Source organism: Wolbachia endosymbiont of Glossina morsitans morsitans (assembly GCF_000689175.1).
Classification (GTDB): Bacteria; Pseudomonadota; Alphaproteobacteria; order Rickettsiales; family Anaplasmataceae; genus Wolbachia; species Wolbachia pipientis.
This window is the reverse complement of sequence record NZ_AWUH01000098.1, coordinates 1-18,770: the sequence shown is the minus strand read 5'-3', so window position 1 is coordinate 18,770 and position 18,770 is coordinate 1. Positions and strand designations below refer to the sequence as shown.

The following is an 18,770-nucleotide window of genomic DNA, read 5'->3' as shown; positions in this document are numbered from 1 at the left end:
TGAAGAAAATTTTGTATTTTTCCGGCGAACAGAGCAACGACTTTCAAATTATTAGAGAGTAGAGGTTAAGTGTAAAGCAGTGCACAAGAAAATACTATCTAATAACGCATTCGATATGGAATATTAATTAAAATATGTATTAATCGGAAACTACTCAATTAATATAAAGGGTTAAAGATAAAAAGTAATTAAAAGAAAGGACATAACAATAATATGTGTGCTCAGTTTCTTATTAACATTAGGAAAATCGGTACGCCAATTATAAAATGATACACGAGACTTGCTTGCGTTAGAAAGTGTGTTTATCACATGCATGTTTAGTCTCTGTTTTATAGTGTTTTCTGTAAATGGCATCTTGTTAAAATTTTGAAATACTTCTTCACACACATACGCATATCCGGCTATTTCTCGTTCATCTAGAGAACGAAATGAGCGTGTATCAAGTTTGGATAATAATTGTTCAATTTCACGGTCTGATAGTTTTGCCCCTTCAATACGGGTAGAAGAACCAATACTTTCAATTGTTGCAATTTTCTTGAGCATTTGTAAACGTTCTGGAGCTAAATTACCAAACAATTGCCATGCTCCTTTAAATTCATCAATTTCAGCAACTAATTTTAACATTTCAGGTGTTATTACAATTTTTGAAATGTCAAACATATCTGTATTTTTATCTAGTTATAGCCTTTCTTATAATAGTCCGAATGCGATAAGATATGTGCTTATGGCTACAGCAGGCCAGTAGCATATTACGGTCTGTTCGGATTATTGTAAAAAGAGCTATATATTCAATTATATTTGAAAATATCCTATTAGCAAAGAATACTTGTGAGACACACACTCAAAAATGAATTTCGGTAGGCATAAAAGCAGCTATTTTATGTTAGAATACAACATTTTGATGAAGTTATAAGAAAGGCTGGATCTGAGTAGTCAGCTACTCGTCAGTGCATGTTGAAAAATCATTTTATGATCTAAATCAGTTTTTTTACAGGTAACTTCTAAGCTTATCAATTTTTCCAAGATCTTCTTAAGTTCTGAAAGTTGCAAACTTTTCAAATGAGATTTAAAGCTCTGCAATTGTTTAAAAAACAATGGAGGGCTTAGCTGATCAATTGCAACCAGCTTACTCATTCCACCTTGCACTGACAGCAAAACGTTTTCAAGACGCAAAAAGTAATTTGATATAATACGAATCAGCGCTATCGGTGAAAAATTTTCTTGCGATATCAATACATCAGAAATTCTAATGAAGCGCGACATATCTTTACTTGCTATGGCAGAGCATAGATCATCAAGTGTAGCATAGTCGTTGCCGGAAGTTGAAAAGCATAATTCTATATCAGTAAGTTTTAGGTCTTTTCTCTCCCCTAAGTACAAAACTAACTTTTCAAGTTCTGAACATATAGGCAGCTTGCTATGATTAAAGTAAGATTGCAAATGGTAGATTATCTCATTTGTGCATTTTATATCATTTTGTTTTAAGTAACTTGATATAATGTCATAAAGGTTGCTGTTGCTGTCCTTATAGCAAGCAATCACACCAAAAATTTTTGAACTCTCCATATAACTTTTGGTTGCAGAATTATATGGAAGATCACTTGCTACCATCATTACATAATGACCACTTGCATTATAATCCAATACGCTTTTTAACTCTTTGGATATACCTCCACTCACATTTATCAGCTTAATTAATTTTTTGCTGGTAAACATCGAAATGTTTGCCAATTCAGAAAATAGTAAACCGGGTGACTTATTCACTATTGCAAAATCCATCACCTGAACTGAATACTCATCCAAATTAGCAATTATTTCTTGTACATAAAAACCAACCTTACTGTTATCACTTCCATGAATTAACACACCACTTAAAGCATCAGGTTTCTCTAGGAATTTTTTAACTTTGGATGGTGTGACCCTCATGCTATCTATATGATATCATTCTCATTTGACTGTACATGAGTATCCAAAGACTCTGAGCTTTCTTGTACAATATCATCTGCCGTACTCTGCACATTATCCGACTCTTCTGTTTTTCCTGTAATATAATTATAAAATTTTTTCACAGGCTTAGATATATATTTAGAAAAAAATCCTTCTTCGCTCATATTGCTTACTCCATAAAATTAACAACTTATCACTAGCATATAAATAATAGTATAGCAAAAACTATTTTGCGCTAAGATAGTGATGTTTTATAATGAGTATATTACAAAATTATTAACATTCGAGACTAAAATTAAGCCAACCTGCTTAATACTAGCCTTATAAAATAAGCGATAATTAAATATACCGCTGCAACAAGTATAATTGCAGGTCCAGTTAACAAATCAAAACTTGCAGATAACATGAGACCTGATATCCCAGAGATTACAGAAAAAACTGTTGCAACAATAATCATCTCCATTGGAGTTTTCGAAATGAGCCTTGCAGATGCTGCTGGTATTAGCAAAAATGCAGCAACGAGTAATATCCCTATTAATTTGGCAGCAATTGCTATAAATATAGCAAGAGTGATTAAAAATTCTAGTCTAACAAAATTGACATTAATCTTCTCAACTACTGCTAAATCTTGATTAATTGAAATCATTAACCAATAACGCCATCTAAATATTAATATCAAAGTAACTACTGCAGAGGTTAAAAAAATCAATACTATATCACTTTGATCGAGCGTTAATATATCACCAAACAGTGAGCTAATAATACTATTATTGCCAGATGGAAGAAAAGACATAAGTATTAAACTCGATGATAAAACTACATTGGTAACAATGTTCAATATCGTATCAGCAGAATATAATCTGTTAAAATTAAGAGAAAGTAGTATAGCAAATGTAATTGCAATGAGCATTATGCTAAGCGATGGGCTAATCTCAAAGATTAAAGCAAGTGCAACACCAAGCAACGAAGAATGGGACAAACTATCACCAAGATAAGATAACCTTTGCCATATCATAAACGATCCTAAAGCGCCTGTTACTAGGCTAATTACGACTACTGCAACTAGACTATTGATGAAAAAGTCCTGGGTAAGCATGCTATATGGCTATTAGATAACTGACAACAAATCTATCTTCGGATATCAGAACATTATGGGTTCTGCATGCAGAACCTGTTGTCATAAATTCAAAATTTAAACCTTTTTGTTCCATAAGATAGAACTTCACTGAAGAACATAGTATATTGCGTGTTTTACCAGTACCTATTAACAAAATTTCTATTTCCTCTGTTAAAAAAGATTCAAAATACTCCTTGCTGTTTACATCACTTTCTTTCAATTTAATCACCTTTTCAGGAAAAATTATAATTGAGCCATAATATTTTTGATTGTTTACCAAAAATTTTCCTTCCCTGTAACCATTTATAAGATTTTTATTCTCGGAAATTAAGGGAGTTACATCCATAAGTCAAACTATTAATTGAGTGTCACATACCCACCATTCTGGTTGCTTTTTTCCGATATTAACTGCAGCAACTTTTGCATTTTCCTCACTATCGAATATTCCAAAACATGATACACCACTGCCTGACATGCGAGAAAGTATAGAGCCTTCTTGTGACTCAAGTGTTGATATCACATCCTTAATTTCAGGTACAAAGCTTATTGCTATTTCTTGAAGATCGTTTCTCGTCTCTTTAAGAAGCTTCAACAAATCCTTTTCAGCGTCATCGCTCCATTTAATTGGCTCAGAAAATTTTCCTTCATGTTTGGAAAATACCTCTGGTGTACTCAAAAACTTTTTTTTCGGTTTCACAAGCACCACATTTGTAGGTAAAGAGAATTTTTTAATGTGGCATAATTCTTCGCCAATACCCCTAACAAAAACTGGCTTGCTATCTACGCTTGCGGGAACATCAGCACCAACGTTTAAGGCTATTTCATTTAAAATCGTCTTATCAATCTCCCATAGCTTCCCTAGCGTACGTACCACAGCTCCAGCATCTGAGGATCCGCTACCAGGTCCTGCAGCAATTGGTATGTGTTTTACCACCTTTACAGTGACTTTAGTGCGTACAGGAGCATGCCTAAGCAGCAGATTAACCGCTTTCATTACAGTGTTATATTGGTTATTTATTTTAGACTCGGAGTTTATAAATTCAACTGTAGAGTTATCGTATCTAGAATCCTTCTCACCTACTTTTATTTCCAAAAAATTAGAGAGATTAGCAAAGACAAATAAACCTTCAATCAAGTGATACCCTGTTTCTTTTTTGTCTACAACATGCAAAAAAAGATTGATTTTTGCAGGCGCCTTTACACAAAAACCTTTCATTATATATCTTCACTAACACTATTTTTACATTATATATATAATGCTATTCTAGTCAACTTTTATAAGATTCTCGCACTTCTGATGAGATCAAATGCTATAAATCCTAATTTCTCTGTGTGGGTAAATGCGTCCGCTGGTACAAGCAAAACAAAAATCTTAATAGACAGAGTATTGAGACTTTTATTAGAAAACAAAAGAAATATTCTTTGCTTAACATTCACCAATGCTGCAGCAAACGAAATGGAGAATCGCATTCACAGCATACTCAGTAAGTGGGCAATATGTTCAGATAGTGTGTTGGCAGCAGATCTAGAACAACTAGATTTCTTTCCAATGTCATCCCAGTGCGTGACACTGGGATCCAGAAAAAATAAAGATTATTTAACAAGAGCAAGAAGGCTTTTCTCTGAACTGGAAAATCTTGGTCTAACTATAAAAACCATACAAGCTTTCTGTTACAAATTAATCTCCAGCTTTCCTATAGAAGCTGGCATTGCTCCAAATTGCACGCTGAGCGAATGCAAAGAATTACATTCCATCATATTCAATAAAGTGCTTCATAACGAAACTGTGCAGGATGATATCAACCTTATTGCAACTGAAATTGATGAAAATAAACTACGCGATTTGCTTTATACTTTATGTATAAAAAGATCGATATCAGCAAATGATTCGAAATATATCAAAGATAAATTGAGCGCCCCAGATGGAATTCATAACTTACAGAGTGAAACAATTGAGCACGTGGGAAGACTTACCGAGATATTAAGTGAAGGCAGTAAAAGAGATCAGAGTTATAGTGAAATACTTTATTCTACTGTCATCCCAGCTGGGATTCAGAAAAAAAGAACCAGTGTCAGCTACTCGGATGACACCGGAATAAAGTGGAATGACACCAAAATAGAAAACCTAGCCAAGGTATTTCTCAAATCAGAATCGCACGAAAAAAAGAGCATATCATCCATTGCAACAAAAAGTATTTTGGAGAAATTCAAAGATGCAGAGCAAATAATAGAGAGCGTTCAGAATGTAGTATTTACCCATATAAGAGACATGAACTCTTATCAAATATTCAAGAGAACCAGTATCTTACTTGGTGTATTTAAAGTATATGTTGATTTATATAATAGTGAAAAATCAAAAAATGCACTGCTTGACTACAATGATATAATTGACTTAGCAACAAATCTTCTCAGCGACCCAGATCATAAAGATTGGGTATTGTTTAACTTAGATCAAAAAATAGATCACATCCTTGTTGACGAGGCACAAGACAATAGCATCAGTCAGTGGAAAATTATAACAAATCTCTGCGATGAATTTTTTGCCGGTAATGATGAAAAGCGAACCTTATTTGTTGTTGGTGACGTAAAACAATCCATATACAGATTTCAAGGAGCAAATCCGCATCTATTCAACTATATGCAACAATACTTTCATACGAAAACTGGTGGTAGAGATTGGATATCATGCCAACTTGAAAAGTCATTTCGTTCAACTCCAGAAGTTTTAATGCTTGTAGATAGAATATTTAATAACTTCCGCGCAGAAATATCTTTTAATGATAATGAAATAAAACATGTTCCACATAGAGAAAATGACCAAGGATATATTGAAATTTGGCCAGCGTTACCAAGGCGCAAAGAGAAAGAACAGCAAGCTTTACAAATTCCTCTGACATGCAGGAAAAATTATATAATAGCAGACCGATTACTTGCTCAAACAATAGCCAACAGAATTCACAATTGGTTAAATGAAGGGCGAATTTTAGTCGCTAAAGATCGCCATATAGAGCCAAGAGACATTATGATTTTGGTGCGACAGCGAAACGTGTTAGTTGATTACATAATAAGCGAACTTAAAAAAGCAAATGTGCCAGTTGTAGGCCGAGATTATTTTAGAATTATGGACTATATAGCCGTGCAGGACTTAATAGCTTTGGCCGAATTTTTACTCCTCCAGGCAAATGATCTAGCTCTTGCAAATGCTTTAAAATCACCGCTATTTAATTTCACCGAGGATGATTTATTTAACATTGCATACGACCGTAAAGAGCATTCACTATGGGAAAGAATTCAGGATTATTCTGTGGTTATCTATAGTGAATTAAACTATCTCATTAACTTATCTCGCACAGAATCCCCTCTCGCATTATTCACGCATATACTGCGCACAGGTAAGAAGAAATTTGCTGCAAGGCTAGGTCTTGAGTGCTTCGAGGTTCTAGACGAATTTATGAACCTTGTGTTGCAATTTGAGAACCCATCTCTTCAAGCGTTTGTTCAATGGATCAAGAAGAATAATCCGGAGATTAAGAATGATATGCAATCAGAACGCAATGCTGTGCGAATAATGACAATTCACAAATCAAAAGGTCTGCAAGCTCCCATAGTATTTTTGGTTGATACAAACACAGTGCCAAGAAACAGTCAAAGCATTATCTTTGATGGAACGAAAGCACCATTTTGGTGTGGAAAAAACAACAACGCTTATTGCGATCAAGTAAAAAGAGAGAAAAAACTAGAGGATTATAATGAATATTTGCGTTTATTATACGTAGCACTCACGCGTGCTGAAGATGAGTTATACATCTTAAGTAAAGAGCCAGTGCAAAAGGACTCTTGGTATGATCTAATCACTAAGTATGGAGAACCATATAAAAGGAAACAAAGGGGTTTACGGCCAATATTTAAAGAAAAAGTTGAAGTATTATGCGTGAATGCCAACTACCCTTACATTTATAAAAAACGTGATTACTTTGATGTTCCGGTCATTTCCCTTCCACCTGCTTTAGCCCACTCTTCGGTGTCATCCCAGCGTCCTCCCCTGTCATCCCAGTGCTTGACAATGGGATCCAGTAAAAAAGAAGAAAAGCCAGCATCAGCTACTCACTCTTCGATGTCATTTCAGCACGTGACGCTGGAACCTGGAGAAAAAAAGCCAGTGTCAAGCACTGGGATGACAAATAGGGGTATTAGAATGACAGACAGGGGTATTGGAATGACAGGTGAGAGTGCTGGAATGACAACAAGGAGCATTGGGATGACAGATGGTTATGCAAGAGGCCTGATTATTCACAGCATATTGCAGTATATGCCCAAGATAGAAAAAGAAAGGAGAAAAAATTGGGTCAGAAAATACCTTGATAACATCAGTGAAGATAAGGATGAAATTTACAGTAAAATATTAGCCTTTAATGAAAAATATGGCTATTTGTTTGATTTGGAAGGCAAATCAGAGATTACACTGAGTGGAACAATTGATGGCAAGTCAGTATTAGTACGACTAGATAGGCTATGCATAACGCAAGATAAAGCAATCATAATTGACTACAAATCACACCGTAACGTTTCTGTTTCCTTATTAAATGAAATAAAAAAACAGATGTTAATCTATAAAACCTTAGTACAAGAAATATATCCAAACAAGCAAGTAGAGTGCGTGGTTATTTGGGTGGAAGATTTAACCATTCAATCTGACTTTTAACGAAACTTGATTGCAAGAAATAGCTACTACGTCATACCACCGCGAACCTTCATACCGCCGCAGACCGTCATACCGCGATTCATTCGCGGTATCTCAGCCACTAACAAGTAGCGGGATCTCAGCATAACTATCTTAAAGCTAAGTAATATAAGTCAATCCAGCTAGGATTCTTTTGATTGATCAAATTAATTTTCCACTGCCTTGGCCATTCTTTCAGGCGTTTTTCTCTTGCAATAGCTAAACTTATATCTTCAAACTCTTCAAAATATACAAGTTTATTTACATTATATCTTGATGTAAAACCTGAACCAATTTTGTTTTTGTGTTCCCAAATCCTCTTGATCAAATTTGCAGTTACACCAATATATAATGTACTATTAGCTTTATTTGTAAGTATATAGATATATGATAACTTCATCTTAATCGTTTATAGCTAAAGTAACTGAGGTTTACCAACATTATACTACACCATCATACCACAATAAAACTTACCGTCATGCCGCCGCAGATAGATCCCGCTAACACGTAGCGAAATGACGATTGTCGGTAAATCTAAGTTATAGCTCTTTTTACAATAATCCGAACAGACCGTAATATGCTACTGGCCTGCTATAGCCATAAACACATATCTTATCGCATTCGGACTATTATAAGAAAGGCTATACTGTAGCTATAAAGGCTTTCACAACAACCTATTTTCCTTGAAACTAAAATAGCTACTGATTGTAATAATAATGTGATCTATTAATTCTATTCCTATACTTTGGCAAGCTTCTGCTAGTTGTCTAGTGAGAGATATATCGCTATTTGAAGGTTGTGTATCTCTGCTTGGATGATTGTGAGATATTACAATGGATGTTGAACCAATCAAAAGTGCGCGCTTGATGATCTCTCTGACATAAAGAGGAGTTTGATCTACTGTACCAATATTTTGCAGGTCTTCCGCTATTAGACGATACTTTTTATTCATATAGATGACGCGAAAATTTTCCTTATTGAGGCTTCCTATACTTATTCTTAAATAATCAAGCAATTTTTCCCAGTTATCGATTATAGGCAGGTCTTTTATTTCTTCTCTTGCAGAACGAACAAAGGCTTGTTTTACACAAAAGATGGCAGATATCGCTGCATTGCCGACATCATCAACGTTTTGCAGCGCTTCCAGGTCAGCATTAAAAACTTTATTCAAACTGCCAAAATTTTCTATCAAACTCTTTGCTATCGGCTTTACATCAATTCTACTGTATGCTGAATATAAAATGTGCTCTAAAACCTCATAATCAAGTAATGATTGTCCATTATCTAAAATAATTTTCTGGGAATCCGCGAAAGATTGCCCGTTTTTGTAATTTTTCATCATCAATGAATTGCTTATCTCTTGTATAATAAGAAATTAGATTTTTAAGTAAAATATTTAATAAAGCGCATGACGCACAATTGTAAGAACATTCATTTTTAAAGACAGCAAATGGTGTCATGAAAGTAGCTGAGACACTGTCCTCCTTTGTCATCCGAGTAGCTGGCACTGGTTCCTTTACGACGGCAGTGCCCAGAGGTGTCATCCCAGTGCGTGCACATAGTGCAAAAAATTAAAAATAAGACGCCTATACGTAATACTGTTGTCGTTTAATCTGCACAGATTGAAGATAAATGAATACCTTCAGTATCATGATAAAGGGGCTGGCGAAGGGTGTCAAGTAGTTTTTAGCTCTGCCTTCTAAGGCTTTTACTCGTGACAACCACTGTGCCTGCGATCTTATCGTGCCAAGTTTGACAGCGTTTGTTGAAATTTGACCATAAAAAGCCCAAGAATAATGGTGCAACTGATAATATAAAGGAAAAAAATCTCTTTGTTGCTTGTCTTAAAGTTATCTTTTCGAAAGTTTGTGCATCCACAACTCTAAGCCCAAGTAATAGTTTTCCAGGTGTAGCAGCAAACCTTACCCACATATATATTACATAGCAAAAGAGCATAATAAACTGGACTATTTGATTTAGGATTAGTAATTTTATAAGTCTACTCTGCGTTGTCTTTTCTTCCGCAGACAGTGGTGCTTGCATTGGGGATTTTGCAGCAATTTGACTTAATATTTTGCTATCCTCTGAGTTCACAAAGAGCTGATTTAAGGCTTGGCTGCAAAACTGCAAGAACAAAACGATAATAATTAAATCAAGCAATACTGATATATAGCGCCTGAGGCCCGTTACATAACATATCCCATTTTCATCTTTCTTTACCTTTTGAATAACATTTATAGAAGAAAAAATAGAAAATAAACGATCAAAAAATTTATGTAACATATATACACTTTCCAATATTTAACGTGCCCCTGGCCGGACTTGAACCAGCATGCTTTTGCAAGCAACAGATTTTGAGTCTGCCGTGTCTACCATTCCACCACAGGGGCATTAAGTTTTAATGCTATAGGCAACACGGAATTAGTCAAATTTTTTTGCCTTTACATCTTTCAAATGAGGACTAAATATTCTACAATAATCAACAGTTACTCTCAAAACTTAAAATGAATGAATTAGCTAGTCTCTTGGGTTCAAGAAGTGTAGACAAGGAAATATGTAAATTACCGCATAATCTAGAAGCTGAACAGATGCTTATTGGTGCAATGATTCGTGATAATAGAATCTGTGATGCAGTTGAAGACACAATTACAGCAGAAAATTTCTATGATCCACTGCATCAAAGTATTTTTACGCAAATATCTAAAACCAGGAAACACGGTATAGTTGCCAATGAACTGAGCCTCAAAATGTTTTTTGAGAACGACCAAGCGTTTACCGAATGTGGTGGGGTAGAGTACTTAGCAAAGCTTGCAGCGAAGGCAAGTATTGCGCTTGATATCTATAGTTTGACTAGAATAATCCGCGATACTTACTTAAGGAGATGTTTAATTAAGCTCGGGCAAGAAATAGTTGGTGATAGCTACAACTACGATATTGAAAATCCTGCACAGGCGCAAATTGAACAAGCAATGACAAAATTGTTCAATTTGGCAGTAAAAAAACAAGGTGAGAAAACATATATAAAACTTGCAAGTTCAATTAAAGATGTAGTTGAGAAGATCAGCACAATGAAAAATAATCCAGAAGCGCTAGGCGTTACAACCGGACTTCAAGATCTAAATCAGCTTCTTGGTGGTCTACAAAAATCTGATTTATTAATTTTAGCTGCAAGGCCTTCTATGGGTAAAACAGCATTGGCGCTAAACATCGCACTTAATGCTTGTAAGATGTTGCAAAAAAGAGCAGATAAGCAACACTATGTAGCGTTTTTCTCGCTTGAAATGTCAGCAGAGCAATTAACTGCAAGGCTGATCACTATAGATTCAGGGATTAGTTATTATAAGGCATTAACCGGGAGAATTAGTGATTTTGAATTGCATGAATTTATCAATACTAGTACAGAATTATCTGAACTGCCTTTCATCATAGATGACACCCCTGCGCTATCAATTAGTGCCCTTCGCACCAGAATACGCTTGCTGTATCAATTATATAATGTAGAAGTGGTATTCATTGATTATTTGCAGCTAATCAGAGGAACAACAAAAAGGAGTAATGAAAATAGAGTGCAAGAAATCTCGGAAGTGACGCAGGGTTTGAAAGCAATTGCAAAGGAGCTAAATATTCCCATTGTTGCACTATCTCAGCTCTCTCGTTCTGTTGAGCAGAGGGATGATAAAAAACCACAACTTTCTGATTTACGTGATTCAGGGAGCATAGAGCAAGACGCAGATATAGTAATGTTTCTCTATAGAGAAGAGTATTATGAACTAAGAAAACAGCCAAATGAAGGAAACAATAAACATCGGGAATGGCAAGAGAAAATGGAAAAAATTAGAAACATTGCAGAGCTCATTATTGCAAAGCAGAGAAATGGACCAATTGGCAGTGTGAAGCTATATTTTGACTCTAACAGAGGTACATTTAAAGATTACACGGAAAGGCATAGTTCATAGCTTGGCAGCAATCTTCTTGTTCCCAAGTTTATCAATTATTTTTTTATGTAAAGATAGCTTGACAACTTCTTAAAAATCCTTTTATAATGGTATTATATTTTATAATACGTGAGATGATGAATAAAAACAATGTACCCTATTATATAGCTGGAACTCTGGCTACTTTCACTTTATTAGCATCTGGAGTGTTTGCTGCAGCTCCTTATATTGGTTTCTTAGCTCCAGTTGCAGCATTAAGTGTTGGCCTGCCATTTATTATTGGTTATGCTGTGTTTTCTGTTGTAACTATTGCACTTTCGCATAAAGCAATTAGTGAGAACAAAACAAATTCTGAGTTAAAAAATAAAATGAAAGCTCAAGAGCAAACAATTTCTGGGCAAAAAACTCAACTACCTAAAAAAGAAGCGGAAGTAAAAGCTAAAGAGGAAGAAAATTCTAAGTTAAAAGATCAGGTACGCACTCAAAAGCAGAAAAGTTCTGAGCAAAAAACTCAACTAGCTGAAAAAAATAAAAAGATAGAAGAAGACAAATTAAAAGTGGCAATTGCTGATGGCACTGTTCAGCTTGCAAAAGGAACAGTTAATAGCACTGTTTGGTTTGCAAAAGAAGCAGTTAATGGTGTCTTGTATTCTGGCAAATATGCTTACGATAATTATGTGCCATCAACTGAGTCTACAAAAGGAACACTTAGTGGTATTGGAGGTGGCTTGAAAAATACTTATGATGCGTCAATTGCATCTGTAAGAGAAGCACTTAACAGCGTTGGAAGCAGCTTGTACAGTAGGATTTATGGTACTAAGGTTTCTAGTCCGGAAGAGCAGTTTAAGCGTGAAGATGGATCTAAACCTAGCATGCAAGAACTAACTCGTTTGGATTATTTAAATCTTGAGGTTCTTTCCAGTGAGCAAAAGCAACGAGCTAATAGTTTGGATTATTTAAGTATTGATAACGTTCCTAAGCAACTTGATCATTTAAATGTTGATCCTGCTAAAAGTTATTTAATGAGTCTTTCTGAGGATCAGGATGTATTTTATGATGCAGAATCTGGTGATGAAAAAGGTACTGAGATTTCTAGCCCAGAAAGTCAGCCAGCTAAAGAAGAAAATGGTCAAGGCTGGTAGGCATGGGCTAAGGCTAAGGTAGCTAAAATAGTGACCACTGGAATAGGACTCTGTGGTACTGCTGTTTTATATTATGCTGCACCATATATTCCTACAGTACTTAATGGAGTTGTAGCATCATCTATGGGCAACAGTACGTCTGTAAACAATGGTACGTTCCCTAGTCAATAAAAGTAATCCCATCCAGGAGAAATAGTTTTTACACTATTTCTCCTCTTTAGCATCAACCCTCAAAAAAACCGGCGTAGGTTTAGGCAATGTTACGCCTGAACTTACGCACGCGTCGCACAAAGATTTTAAATATCGTTGTTCTTTCGGAATTTGCAGTTGATTTAGTATCATCTCTGCTGACTTGGGAATAAAATGCCTATTATCCTGATATATTCCAGTAACTTGTAAATTACTAAATTCATGCGCTCTCTGTCAGTTTTGCTCAATGACCAGGGTGCACTTTTGTCTATATAAGCGTTGGCTTCAGAAGAGATGTTGATAATTAGAAGTAAGATATGGCTAAATTCATACTTTGATAGGTGATTCATCACTTGATCGAGTATAGCTTTGCAACCTGGAAGACTTTCTTCACCTGTAAGTAGGCTTTGATCGATTGTTGGTACAATTCCAGAACATTGCTTGTGTAAAAATGAAATTGTTCTTTGTACTAAATTGCCTATGTTGTTTGCCAGTTCTGAATTTATCCGGCTGATCATATTTTTCTTACTAAAGTTGCCATCTTGGCCGAAGCTTGCTTCCCTGAGGAGAAAATAGCGTAGCTGATCAACACCAAACTCTTGAGCGAGGACAATTGGATCTATGACATTACCAAGGGACTTGGATATTTTCTCTCCCTCGTTCAACCACCAACCATGAACTGCAATTTGTTTTGGCAGTGGCAGGTCTGCTGCAAGGAGAATCGCTGGCCAATATACAGCATGAAAGCGCAATATGTCTTTACCGATTACATGAACGTTGAAAGAGCTGTCAGCTAGGTTCGGCGTCATTCCAGTGCTTGACACTGAAATCTGTGTTTCTGGTTCTGCCCAAAACCTCTTATATTCCTCACCTTCAGTACTAGGGAAACCTATTGATGTAAGATAATTGGTTAATGCATCTATCCAGACATAGATTACGTGTTTGTCATTACCTGGTACTTTTATTCCCCAGTTAAAACTAGTGCGAGAGATTGAGAGGTCAATGAGCCCTGATCTTACAAACGATACTACTTCATTTTTTCTGCTCTCAGGGAAGATAAAACTTGGCTGATTTTTATAGAGTTCCAGTAATTTGTCTTGCCAGTTTGACAAGCGAAAAAAGTAACTCTCTTCTTTTATCCACTGAACTTCTGCGCCTGTTGGTGCTTTGCCATCTATCAGCTCTGATTCCTGATAAAATGCTTCATCACGAACTGAATACCAACCCGAATAGGAATCCAAATATATTTGCCCTCTCTCTTCAAGTCTATTCCATAAAGCTATAACTGCTTTTTTGTGACGTTCCTCCGTAGTGCGAATAAAATCGTCATACTCAAAATTCATGAACTTAGCCAATTCTTTAAATGAAACGCTCACATCATCTGTAAATTCTTTTGGCTGCATTTCCTTTGCTTTAGCTGCTTTTTCTATTTTTTGTCCATGTTCATCTGTACCGGTGGTAAATCTGACATTTTTCCCAGCTAGTTTCATGAACCTTGCCACCACGTCACACAAGAGAGAAGTGTATGCATGACCAATATGCGGCTTATCGTTTACGTAATATACTGGCGTGGTGATGTAAAAGTTCTCGAATTGTTCCATGGTTTCGCATTTTGATAAAAATCAACTGAGTTAATTATAGTATTAAAAAAGGCAGTAATAAATAAATATTGATTGGGTTAAGCATAATTTTTGAAAAAAGCTATTTATTGAAATTTTATTAAAATAAGAAACAATCAGGCATGATTATTGAAAGAACAATGAGAAATTTTCTTGTAATTCTATTTATAGTTTTCTATGCATTTGATGCACACGCTGATGGAGCAACAGATGTAATGTGTAATGTAATAGGTTACGTTCATGGAATAGGTGGACCAATGATTACAGTGGTAATAATTGGTTCAAGCTTACTTGCAATATTTGGCAGAATGCCTTGGCCTGCACTTTTCGCACTGGGTATGTTTGTTGCTGTGTTTTTTGGTGCTCCTCAAATTGTAACAAAGGTAACAGAAAAAGAAGTTTGTTGTCTTTTTAAAGGTCAAACCTTGGAGAATGGAAAGTGTGTTGCTGCTCCTGGATATGAACGTGTAGGTACAGGTTATGCTTGTCGTTCCGGTTGGGCGCTAACTAATAAAGGCTACTGTATAAAAGCTGGCCAAGATCCTTCAAAGTATTGGAAGTGAAAATGGTGCTTTTATAGAGTTAAATCTAACAAACCGCAGAGTATATAATTAACATCCACGCCTTTAGTTAGATTCCACTCACGCTTTATTACGTTGTACTCCATGCCAGCCATGTTTTGCAGCGTTACATTATTTTCTCTTAAGTGATTTGCAATTTCTGACGGCTTGAGAAATTTATTCCAGTTATGTGTACCTTTTGGCAGCCAATTTAATATGTACTCTGCACCAATTATTGCAAGACAAAAGGATTTAATAGTTCTATTTATTGTGGATATAAAGATTAACCCCTCCGGTTTTAGCAGTTCTATCGCTTTTTTCATGAAAAGCTCTAAATTATCCACATGTTCAACTACTTCCATCAACAGAACCACGTCATACTTCTTGTAATTGCTTAGCTCTTCAATGCTGGTGTGTATATATTCTATATTTAACCCTACTTTTTTTGCATGTGAATGCGCTACTTTTATGTTTTCTTCACATACATCTATTCCCACAACGTTAATGCCAACGCGTGCCATTGACTCTGACAAAATGCCACCACCGCATCCAACATCAAGCAATGATAATTCTTTCAAATTGCATTTTTTTAACTCTTTTATTTTCTCAATAATGTAAGATACTCTAACAGGATTAATCATGTGCAATGGTTTGAATTTGCCGTTCTCATCCCACCACTGGCCTGCCATTTTAGCGAATTTTGATATTTCATCTTCGTTATAAGTTTTTGTTTTTTTTTTCTTAGAGGTTATATTGCTGAGTTTATCAAGGCGTTTTTTATGTCTGCTTTCTTTTGAAAATTCTGTTTCGAGGAATTGTTTGACTATGTCTTTTGCTAATCCACTCGCAGTAAATCCTGCACCAAGACACAGTACATTTGCGTTGCCATGCTCGCGAGCTAATTTTGCGATTTCAACACTATTACACAAAGCAGCGTAGATTCCTTCAAAACGATTTGCCACAGTACTCATGCCCAAACCTGTACCACAAATTAACATCCCATAATTTGCTTTTTTGCTTGTTATATCTTCTACAACTTTAACAGCATAGTCTGGATAATCCACGCACTTTTGCTGAGCAGTGCAGCCTCGATCTACCACTCTGTAACCTAGGGTTTCCAGGTAAGGTTTTATTTCGGATTTAATTTATAACCAGCATGATCTGAGGCAATTGATACTACATCTAACATATAAGAAATAAGGACATTTTATATGGGTTTGAACTTTCTGTCAAGTCATTCAATGCTTCTGACCTTTTGGGAGTTCTAAAGCTATAGCTAAGGTTTTCCTACGTCATACCGCAATTCATTCCACAACTGTACGAACATTGTGATTTGAGAATAATCTCCGCCAGGAAGAGTGTCATCCCAGTGCTTTGGCACTGAGATCTAGAAAACTTAATTTTAAATAAGTACACCAGATAGCTGTATAATAAGAACTGGATTCCAGTATCAAGCACTGGAATGACACCTTCTGTATAAATATTAAAAAATTTACCAAACGAAAAAAAAGGCAAAAGAACCCCCGTGGTTGGCTAATTACTTACATTATACTTTCAAGTATGGCGTTTTTTTTATTCTAAACGCTTAATAACCGCGATTCAGCTACTTTTAAACCGCAACTAATCTAAATTATGAACGTTAAGAAATTTACTAAACAGAAAAAAAGGCAAAAGAAACCCTAGGGTAGCTAGTTATTCATTATCCATTTTTTAAGTTGGCGTTTTTTTATGTTTTAAACGCTTTATAAGCGCGCTTCAGCTTATGTAGGTAGAAATTTTATAAGACATAAGGTGCACATAGTGCAAAAAATTAAACATGATACGCCAGATACGATGAGTTTTTTTTCATTTAATCTGTACAGAGAAGATAAATAAATAGCTTCAGTTTCATGGTAAGGGCGCCGGAGAGGTTTTGTCAAGGAAGTTTTTTGTTTCTGTGGGCTACCTGGATGACAGGATTGCTCTTGAGTTTGTATAGCTACATTGTCGGTAAATCTAAATTGCTTTAGTTATAGAAATAAATTTCGAGTCAGATGTGTATAAATTCTATATAATTTTTATCCTACTACTAATTTAACAAGATGGATCATATAGATATTATAAAATCAAAATTATTATTATCCGACATAGTAGGTAAAAAAGTCAGATTAATAAAAAGAGGAGATAGTTTTGTTGGGCTCTGTCCATTTCATAACGAAAAAACCCCATCTTTTTCGGTGAGCAATACTAAGGGGTTATATTACTGTTTTGGTTGTTCAGCTAGTGGTGACGTATTTGAATTTATTTCACAAACTGAAGGATTAAGCTTTAAAGAAGCATTGGAAAAATTAGCATCGGTTACAGGTGTTGAACTGCCCAAAAATCTTAGTATTACAAAAGGGAACAATAAACTATTTTTAGCGCTTGATTTAGCTGCAAATTGGTTTGCACAAAAAAATCAAAGTGTTGTAGATTATTTAAAGCAGCGTAAGATTTCACCTAAAATCATAGATAAATTTAAGATAGGTTATGCACCAAGCTCTGGTTTGAAAGAGTATTTAAACTCTTCAGGTATTGAAGACAAAATTTTAATTGATATTGGATTAGTAAACAAAAATTTTCATGATTATTTTTATGACCGGCTGATATTTCCTATACAGAGCATTGCAGGGAGAGTTATTGGTTTTGGCGGACGTGCGCTAAGTTCTGAGCAACAGCCGAAATATTTAAACAGTCCAGAGAGTCAGCTCTTCAAGAAGAGGGAGAATTTATACGGATTAAACTTTGCTTTAAGCGAAATACGTAAAAAACAGCACATACTCGTTGTTGAAGGATATATGGACGCTATAGCGCTACATCAAGCAGGAATTAGTAATGCAGTTGCTCCGCTTGGTACCGCAATTTCTGCAGAGCAGATAAAAAATCTATGGAGATTTGCTAAAGAAATCTCCATCTGTATGGATGGCGATAGTGCTGGACGTCATGCTGCTACTCGAGTTGCAGAACTTGCTCTGCCAATATTAGAGCCTGGATACACGTTAAAATTTGTGACTTTGCCGAGTAATAAAGATCCATACGATATATGTAACGAACTGGAATACAAGAAAGAAGACGTATTGATTGCGCTTGATCACTCAACAAAACTTCATTCTGAATATTTATGGCATCACATAATCGATAGCAATTTGCAAAATTATGAAAAACTTGCTCCGGAAAAATATTCAATTCTTGAGCACAAGTTCATGGAATATGTAAATACTATTAGCAACAGCAGTATTAGAAGGTATTACAGAGATTATTTTTACAATAAGGCTAGTGAACTAAGAAGTAGCTTCAAAAAACAGATTTTTAATAGTAAAACTAGAGCAACAAAAGGTGAGTATCTTCATAACAAATCTCCAGAGCTAATTGAAGCAGAGCAAAATCAGGCCGTAATTTTGCGTATAGCCGTAGAATTTCCTGAAATTTTTGAACCGTCCTATTTTATTTTTGAGCAATTTTCTCATTTTTGAATTTTACTAATGAGATGAAAAGATTACAACAGCGTATAATTGATGTAATA

General features: G+C 35.4%; 14 protein-coding genes, 1 tRNA gene and 4 pseudogenes. 6 read left to right on the top strand and 13 right to left on the bottom strand.

Translation table 11 applies throughout. The annotated features are described in order from the left end of the window. Positions 1-171: 171 nt before the first annotated feature. From WGMM_RS02340 to WGMM_RS02315, 7 genes are all read right to left on the bottom strand, one after another. Positions 172-660: a Fic family protein gene (locus tag WGMM_RS02340; RefSeq protein ID WP_051599618.1), complete on the bottom strand. Its 489-nt coding sequence runs from the start codon at positions 658-660 to the stop codon at positions 172-174. 10 nt (positions 661-670) lie between these two features. Then, positions 671-841 (bottom strand): hypothetical protein, encoded by a 171-nt coding sequence (locus WGMM_RS06635; RefSeq protein ID WP_240991875.1) that lies wholly within the window; start codon positions 839-841, stop codon positions 671-673. A 92-nt stretch (positions 842-933) separates the two neighbouring features. Further along, a complete protein-coding gene (holA, locus tag WGMM_RS02335; RefSeq protein WP_038249470.1) occupies positions 934-1,926 on the bottom strand; it encodes a DNA polymerase III subunit delta in 993 nt (330 codons plus the stop codon). 5 nt (positions 1,927-1,931) lie between these two features. Then, on the bottom strand, positions 1,932-2,111 hold the full coding sequence (locus WGMM_RS02330; RefSeq protein ID WP_038249469.1) for a hypothetical protein: 180 nt from the start codon (positions 2,109-2,111) through the stop codon (positions 1,932-1,934). A 131-nt stretch (positions 2,112-2,242) separates the two neighbouring features. Beyond that, on the bottom strand, positions 2,243-3,043 hold the full coding sequence (locus WGMM_RS02325; RefSeq protein ID WP_038249468.1) for a metal ABC transporter permease: 801 nt from the start codon (positions 3,041-3,043) through the stop codon (positions 2,243-2,245). A gap of 1 nt (position 3,044) precedes the next feature. Next, a complete protein-coding gene (locus WGMM_RS02320) occupies positions 3,045-3,410 on the bottom strand; it encodes an Mth938-like domain-containing protein (RefSeq protein ID WP_038249467.1) in 366 nt (121 codons plus the stop codon). Positions 3,411-3,413: 3 nt separating this feature from the next. After that, entirely contained in the window at positions 3,414-4,280 is an 867-nt protein-coding gene (locus WGMM_RS02315) for a 4-(cytidine 5'-diphospho)-2-C-methyl-D-erythritol kinase (protein WP_038249466.1), read from the bottom strand. Positions 4,281-4,361: 81 nt separating this feature from the next. Between WGMM_RS02315 and WGMM_RS02310 the strand changes: the two genes are divergently transcribed. Beyond that, positions 4,362-7,766: a UvrD-helicase domain-containing protein gene (locus WGMM_RS02310; RefSeq protein ID WP_038249465.1), complete on the top strand. Its 3,405-nt coding sequence runs from the start codon at positions 4,362-4,364 to the stop codon at positions 7,764-7,766. A 127-nt stretch (positions 7,767-7,893) separates the two neighbouring features. On the opposite strand, the gene WGMM_RS02305 is transcribed toward WGMM_RS02310, so the two are convergent. The 4 genes from WGMM_RS02305 to WGMM_RS02290 form a co-directional block, all read right to left on the bottom strand. Continuing rightward, positions 7,894-8,184 (bottom strand): GIY-YIG nuclease family protein, encoded by a 291-nt coding sequence (locus WGMM_RS02305; protein WP_038249464.1) that lies wholly within the window; start codon positions 8,182-8,184, stop codon positions 7,894-7,896. 264 nt (positions 8,185-8,448) lie between these two features. Continuing rightward, the gene (radC, locus tag WGMM_RS02300; RefSeq protein ID WP_038249472.1) at positions 8,449-9,123 is read right to left on the bottom strand and encodes a RadC family protein; all 675 of its coding nucleotides are present in this window, start codon (positions 9,121-9,123) and stop codon (positions 8,449-8,451) included. A 347-nt stretch (positions 9,124-9,470) separates the two neighbouring features. Next, complete coding sequence (locus tag WGMM_RS02295; RefSeq protein ID WP_038249461.1) at positions 9,471-10,067, bottom strand: RDD family protein; 597 nt, start codon at positions 10,065-10,067, stop codon at positions 9,471-9,473. 24 nt (positions 10,068-10,091) lie between these two features. After that, positions 10,092-10,174 (bottom strand) — tRNA-Leu (locus WGMM_RS02290). Between the two features lie 114 nt (positions 10,175-10,288). On the opposite strand from WGMM_RS02290, the gene WGMM_RS02285 reads away from it, so the two are divergent. Both WGMM_RS02285 and WGMM_RS06085 read left to right on the top strand, forming a co-directional pair. Beyond that, complete coding sequence (locus WGMM_RS02285) at positions 10,289-11,740, top strand: replicative DNA helicase (protein ID WP_038249457.1); 1,452 nt, start codon at positions 10,289-10,291, stop codon at positions 11,738-11,740. Positions 11,741-11,826: 86 nt separating this feature from the next. Further along, on the top strand, positions 11,827-12,861 hold the full coding sequence (locus WGMM_RS06085) for a hypothetical protein (RefSeq protein WP_038249451.1): 1,035 nt from the start codon (positions 11,827-11,829) through the stop codon (positions 12,859-12,861). A 204-nt stretch (positions 12,862-13,065) separates the two neighbouring features. Here the strand turns inward: WGMM_RS06085 and metG are convergent. Then, positions 13,066-14,651 (bottom strand): annotated as a pseudogene (metG, locus tag WGMM_RS02275) (methionine--tRNA ligase). A gap of 140 nt (positions 14,652-14,791) precedes the next feature. Here metG and WGMM_RS02270 point away from each other — a divergent pair. Next, positions 14,792-15,232: a TrbC/VirB2 family protein gene (locus WGMM_RS02270; protein ID WP_010082521.1), complete on the top strand. Its 441-nt coding sequence runs from the start codon at positions 14,792-14,794 to the stop codon at positions 15,230-15,232. Between the two features lie 11 nt (positions 15,233-15,243). Here WGMM_RS02270 and ubiG read toward each other — a convergent pair. Further along, positions 15,244-16,418, bottom strand: a pseudogene (ubiG, locus tag WGMM_RS05665) (bifunctional 2-polyprenyl-6-hydroxyphenol methylase/3-demethylubiquinol 3-O-methyltransferase UbiG). A 195-nt stretch (positions 16,419-16,613) separates the two neighbouring features. On the opposite strand from ubiG, the pseudogene WGMM_RS07480 reads away from it, so the two are divergent. After that, positions 16,614-16,703 (top strand): annotated as a pseudogene (locus WGMM_RS07480) (WPE palindromic element domain-containing protein); the annotation flags it as partial. Between the two features lie 607 nt (positions 16,704-17,310). Next, a pseudogene (gene dnaG, locus WGMM_RS02260) lies at positions 17,311-18,770 on the top strand (DNA primase); the annotation flags it as partial.

What these genes read in the sequence shown, in the direction of transcription:
- WGMM_RS02340 (WP_051599618.1), bottom strand. Translation starts at nt 660, where the DNA reads ATGTTTGACATTTCAAAAATTGTAATAACACCTGAAATGTTAAAATTA.
- holA (WP_038249470.1), bottom strand. Translation starts at nt 1,926, where the DNA reads ATGAGGGTCACACCATCCAAAGTTAAAAAATTCCTAGAGAAACCTGAT.
- WGMM_RS02330 (WP_038249469.1), bottom strand. Translation starts at nt 2,111, where the DNA reads ATGAGCGAAGAAGGATTTTTTTCTAAATATATATCTAAGCCTGTGAAA.
- WGMM_RS02325 (WP_038249468.1), bottom strand. Translation starts at nt 3,043, where the DNA reads ATGCTTACCCAGGACTTTTTCATCAATAGTCTAGTTGCAGTAGTCGTA.
- WGMM_RS02320 (WP_038249467.1), bottom strand. Translation starts at nt 3,410, where the DNA reads ATGGATGTAACTCCCTTAATTTCCGAGAATAAAAATCTTATAAATGGT.
- WGMM_RS02315 (WP_038249466.1), bottom strand. Translation starts at nt 4,280, where the DNA reads ATGAAAGGTTTTTGTGTAAAGGCGCCTGCAAAAATCAATCTTTTTTTG.
- WGMM_RS02310 (WP_038249465.1), top strand. Translation starts at nt 4,362, where the DNA reads ATGAGATCAAATGCTATAAATCCTAATTTCTCTGTGTGGGTAAATGCG.
- WGMM_RS02305 (WP_038249464.1), bottom strand. Translation starts at nt 8,184, where the DNA reads ATGAAGTTATCATATATCTATATACTTACAAATAAAGCTAATAGTACA.
- radC (WP_038249472.1), bottom strand. Translation starts at nt 9,123, where the DNA reads ATGAAAAATTACAAAAACGGGCAATCTTTCGCGGATTCCCAGAAAATT.
- WGMM_RS02295 (WP_038249461.1), bottom strand. Translation starts at nt 10,067, where the DNA reads ATGTTACATAAATTTTTTGATCGTTTATTTTCTATTTTTTCTTCTATA.
- WGMM_RS02285 (WP_038249457.1), top strand. Translation starts at nt 10,289, where the DNA reads ATGAATGAATTAGCTAGTCTCTTGGGTTCAAGAAGTGTAGACAAGGAA.
- WGMM_RS06085 (WP_038249451.1), top strand. Translation starts at nt 11,827, where the DNA reads ATGGTATTATATTTTATAATACGTGAGATGATGAATAAAAACAATGTA.
- WGMM_RS02270 (WP_010082521.1), top strand. Translation starts at nt 14,792, where the DNA reads ATGATTATTGAAAGAACAATGAGAAATTTTCTTGTAATTCTATTTATA.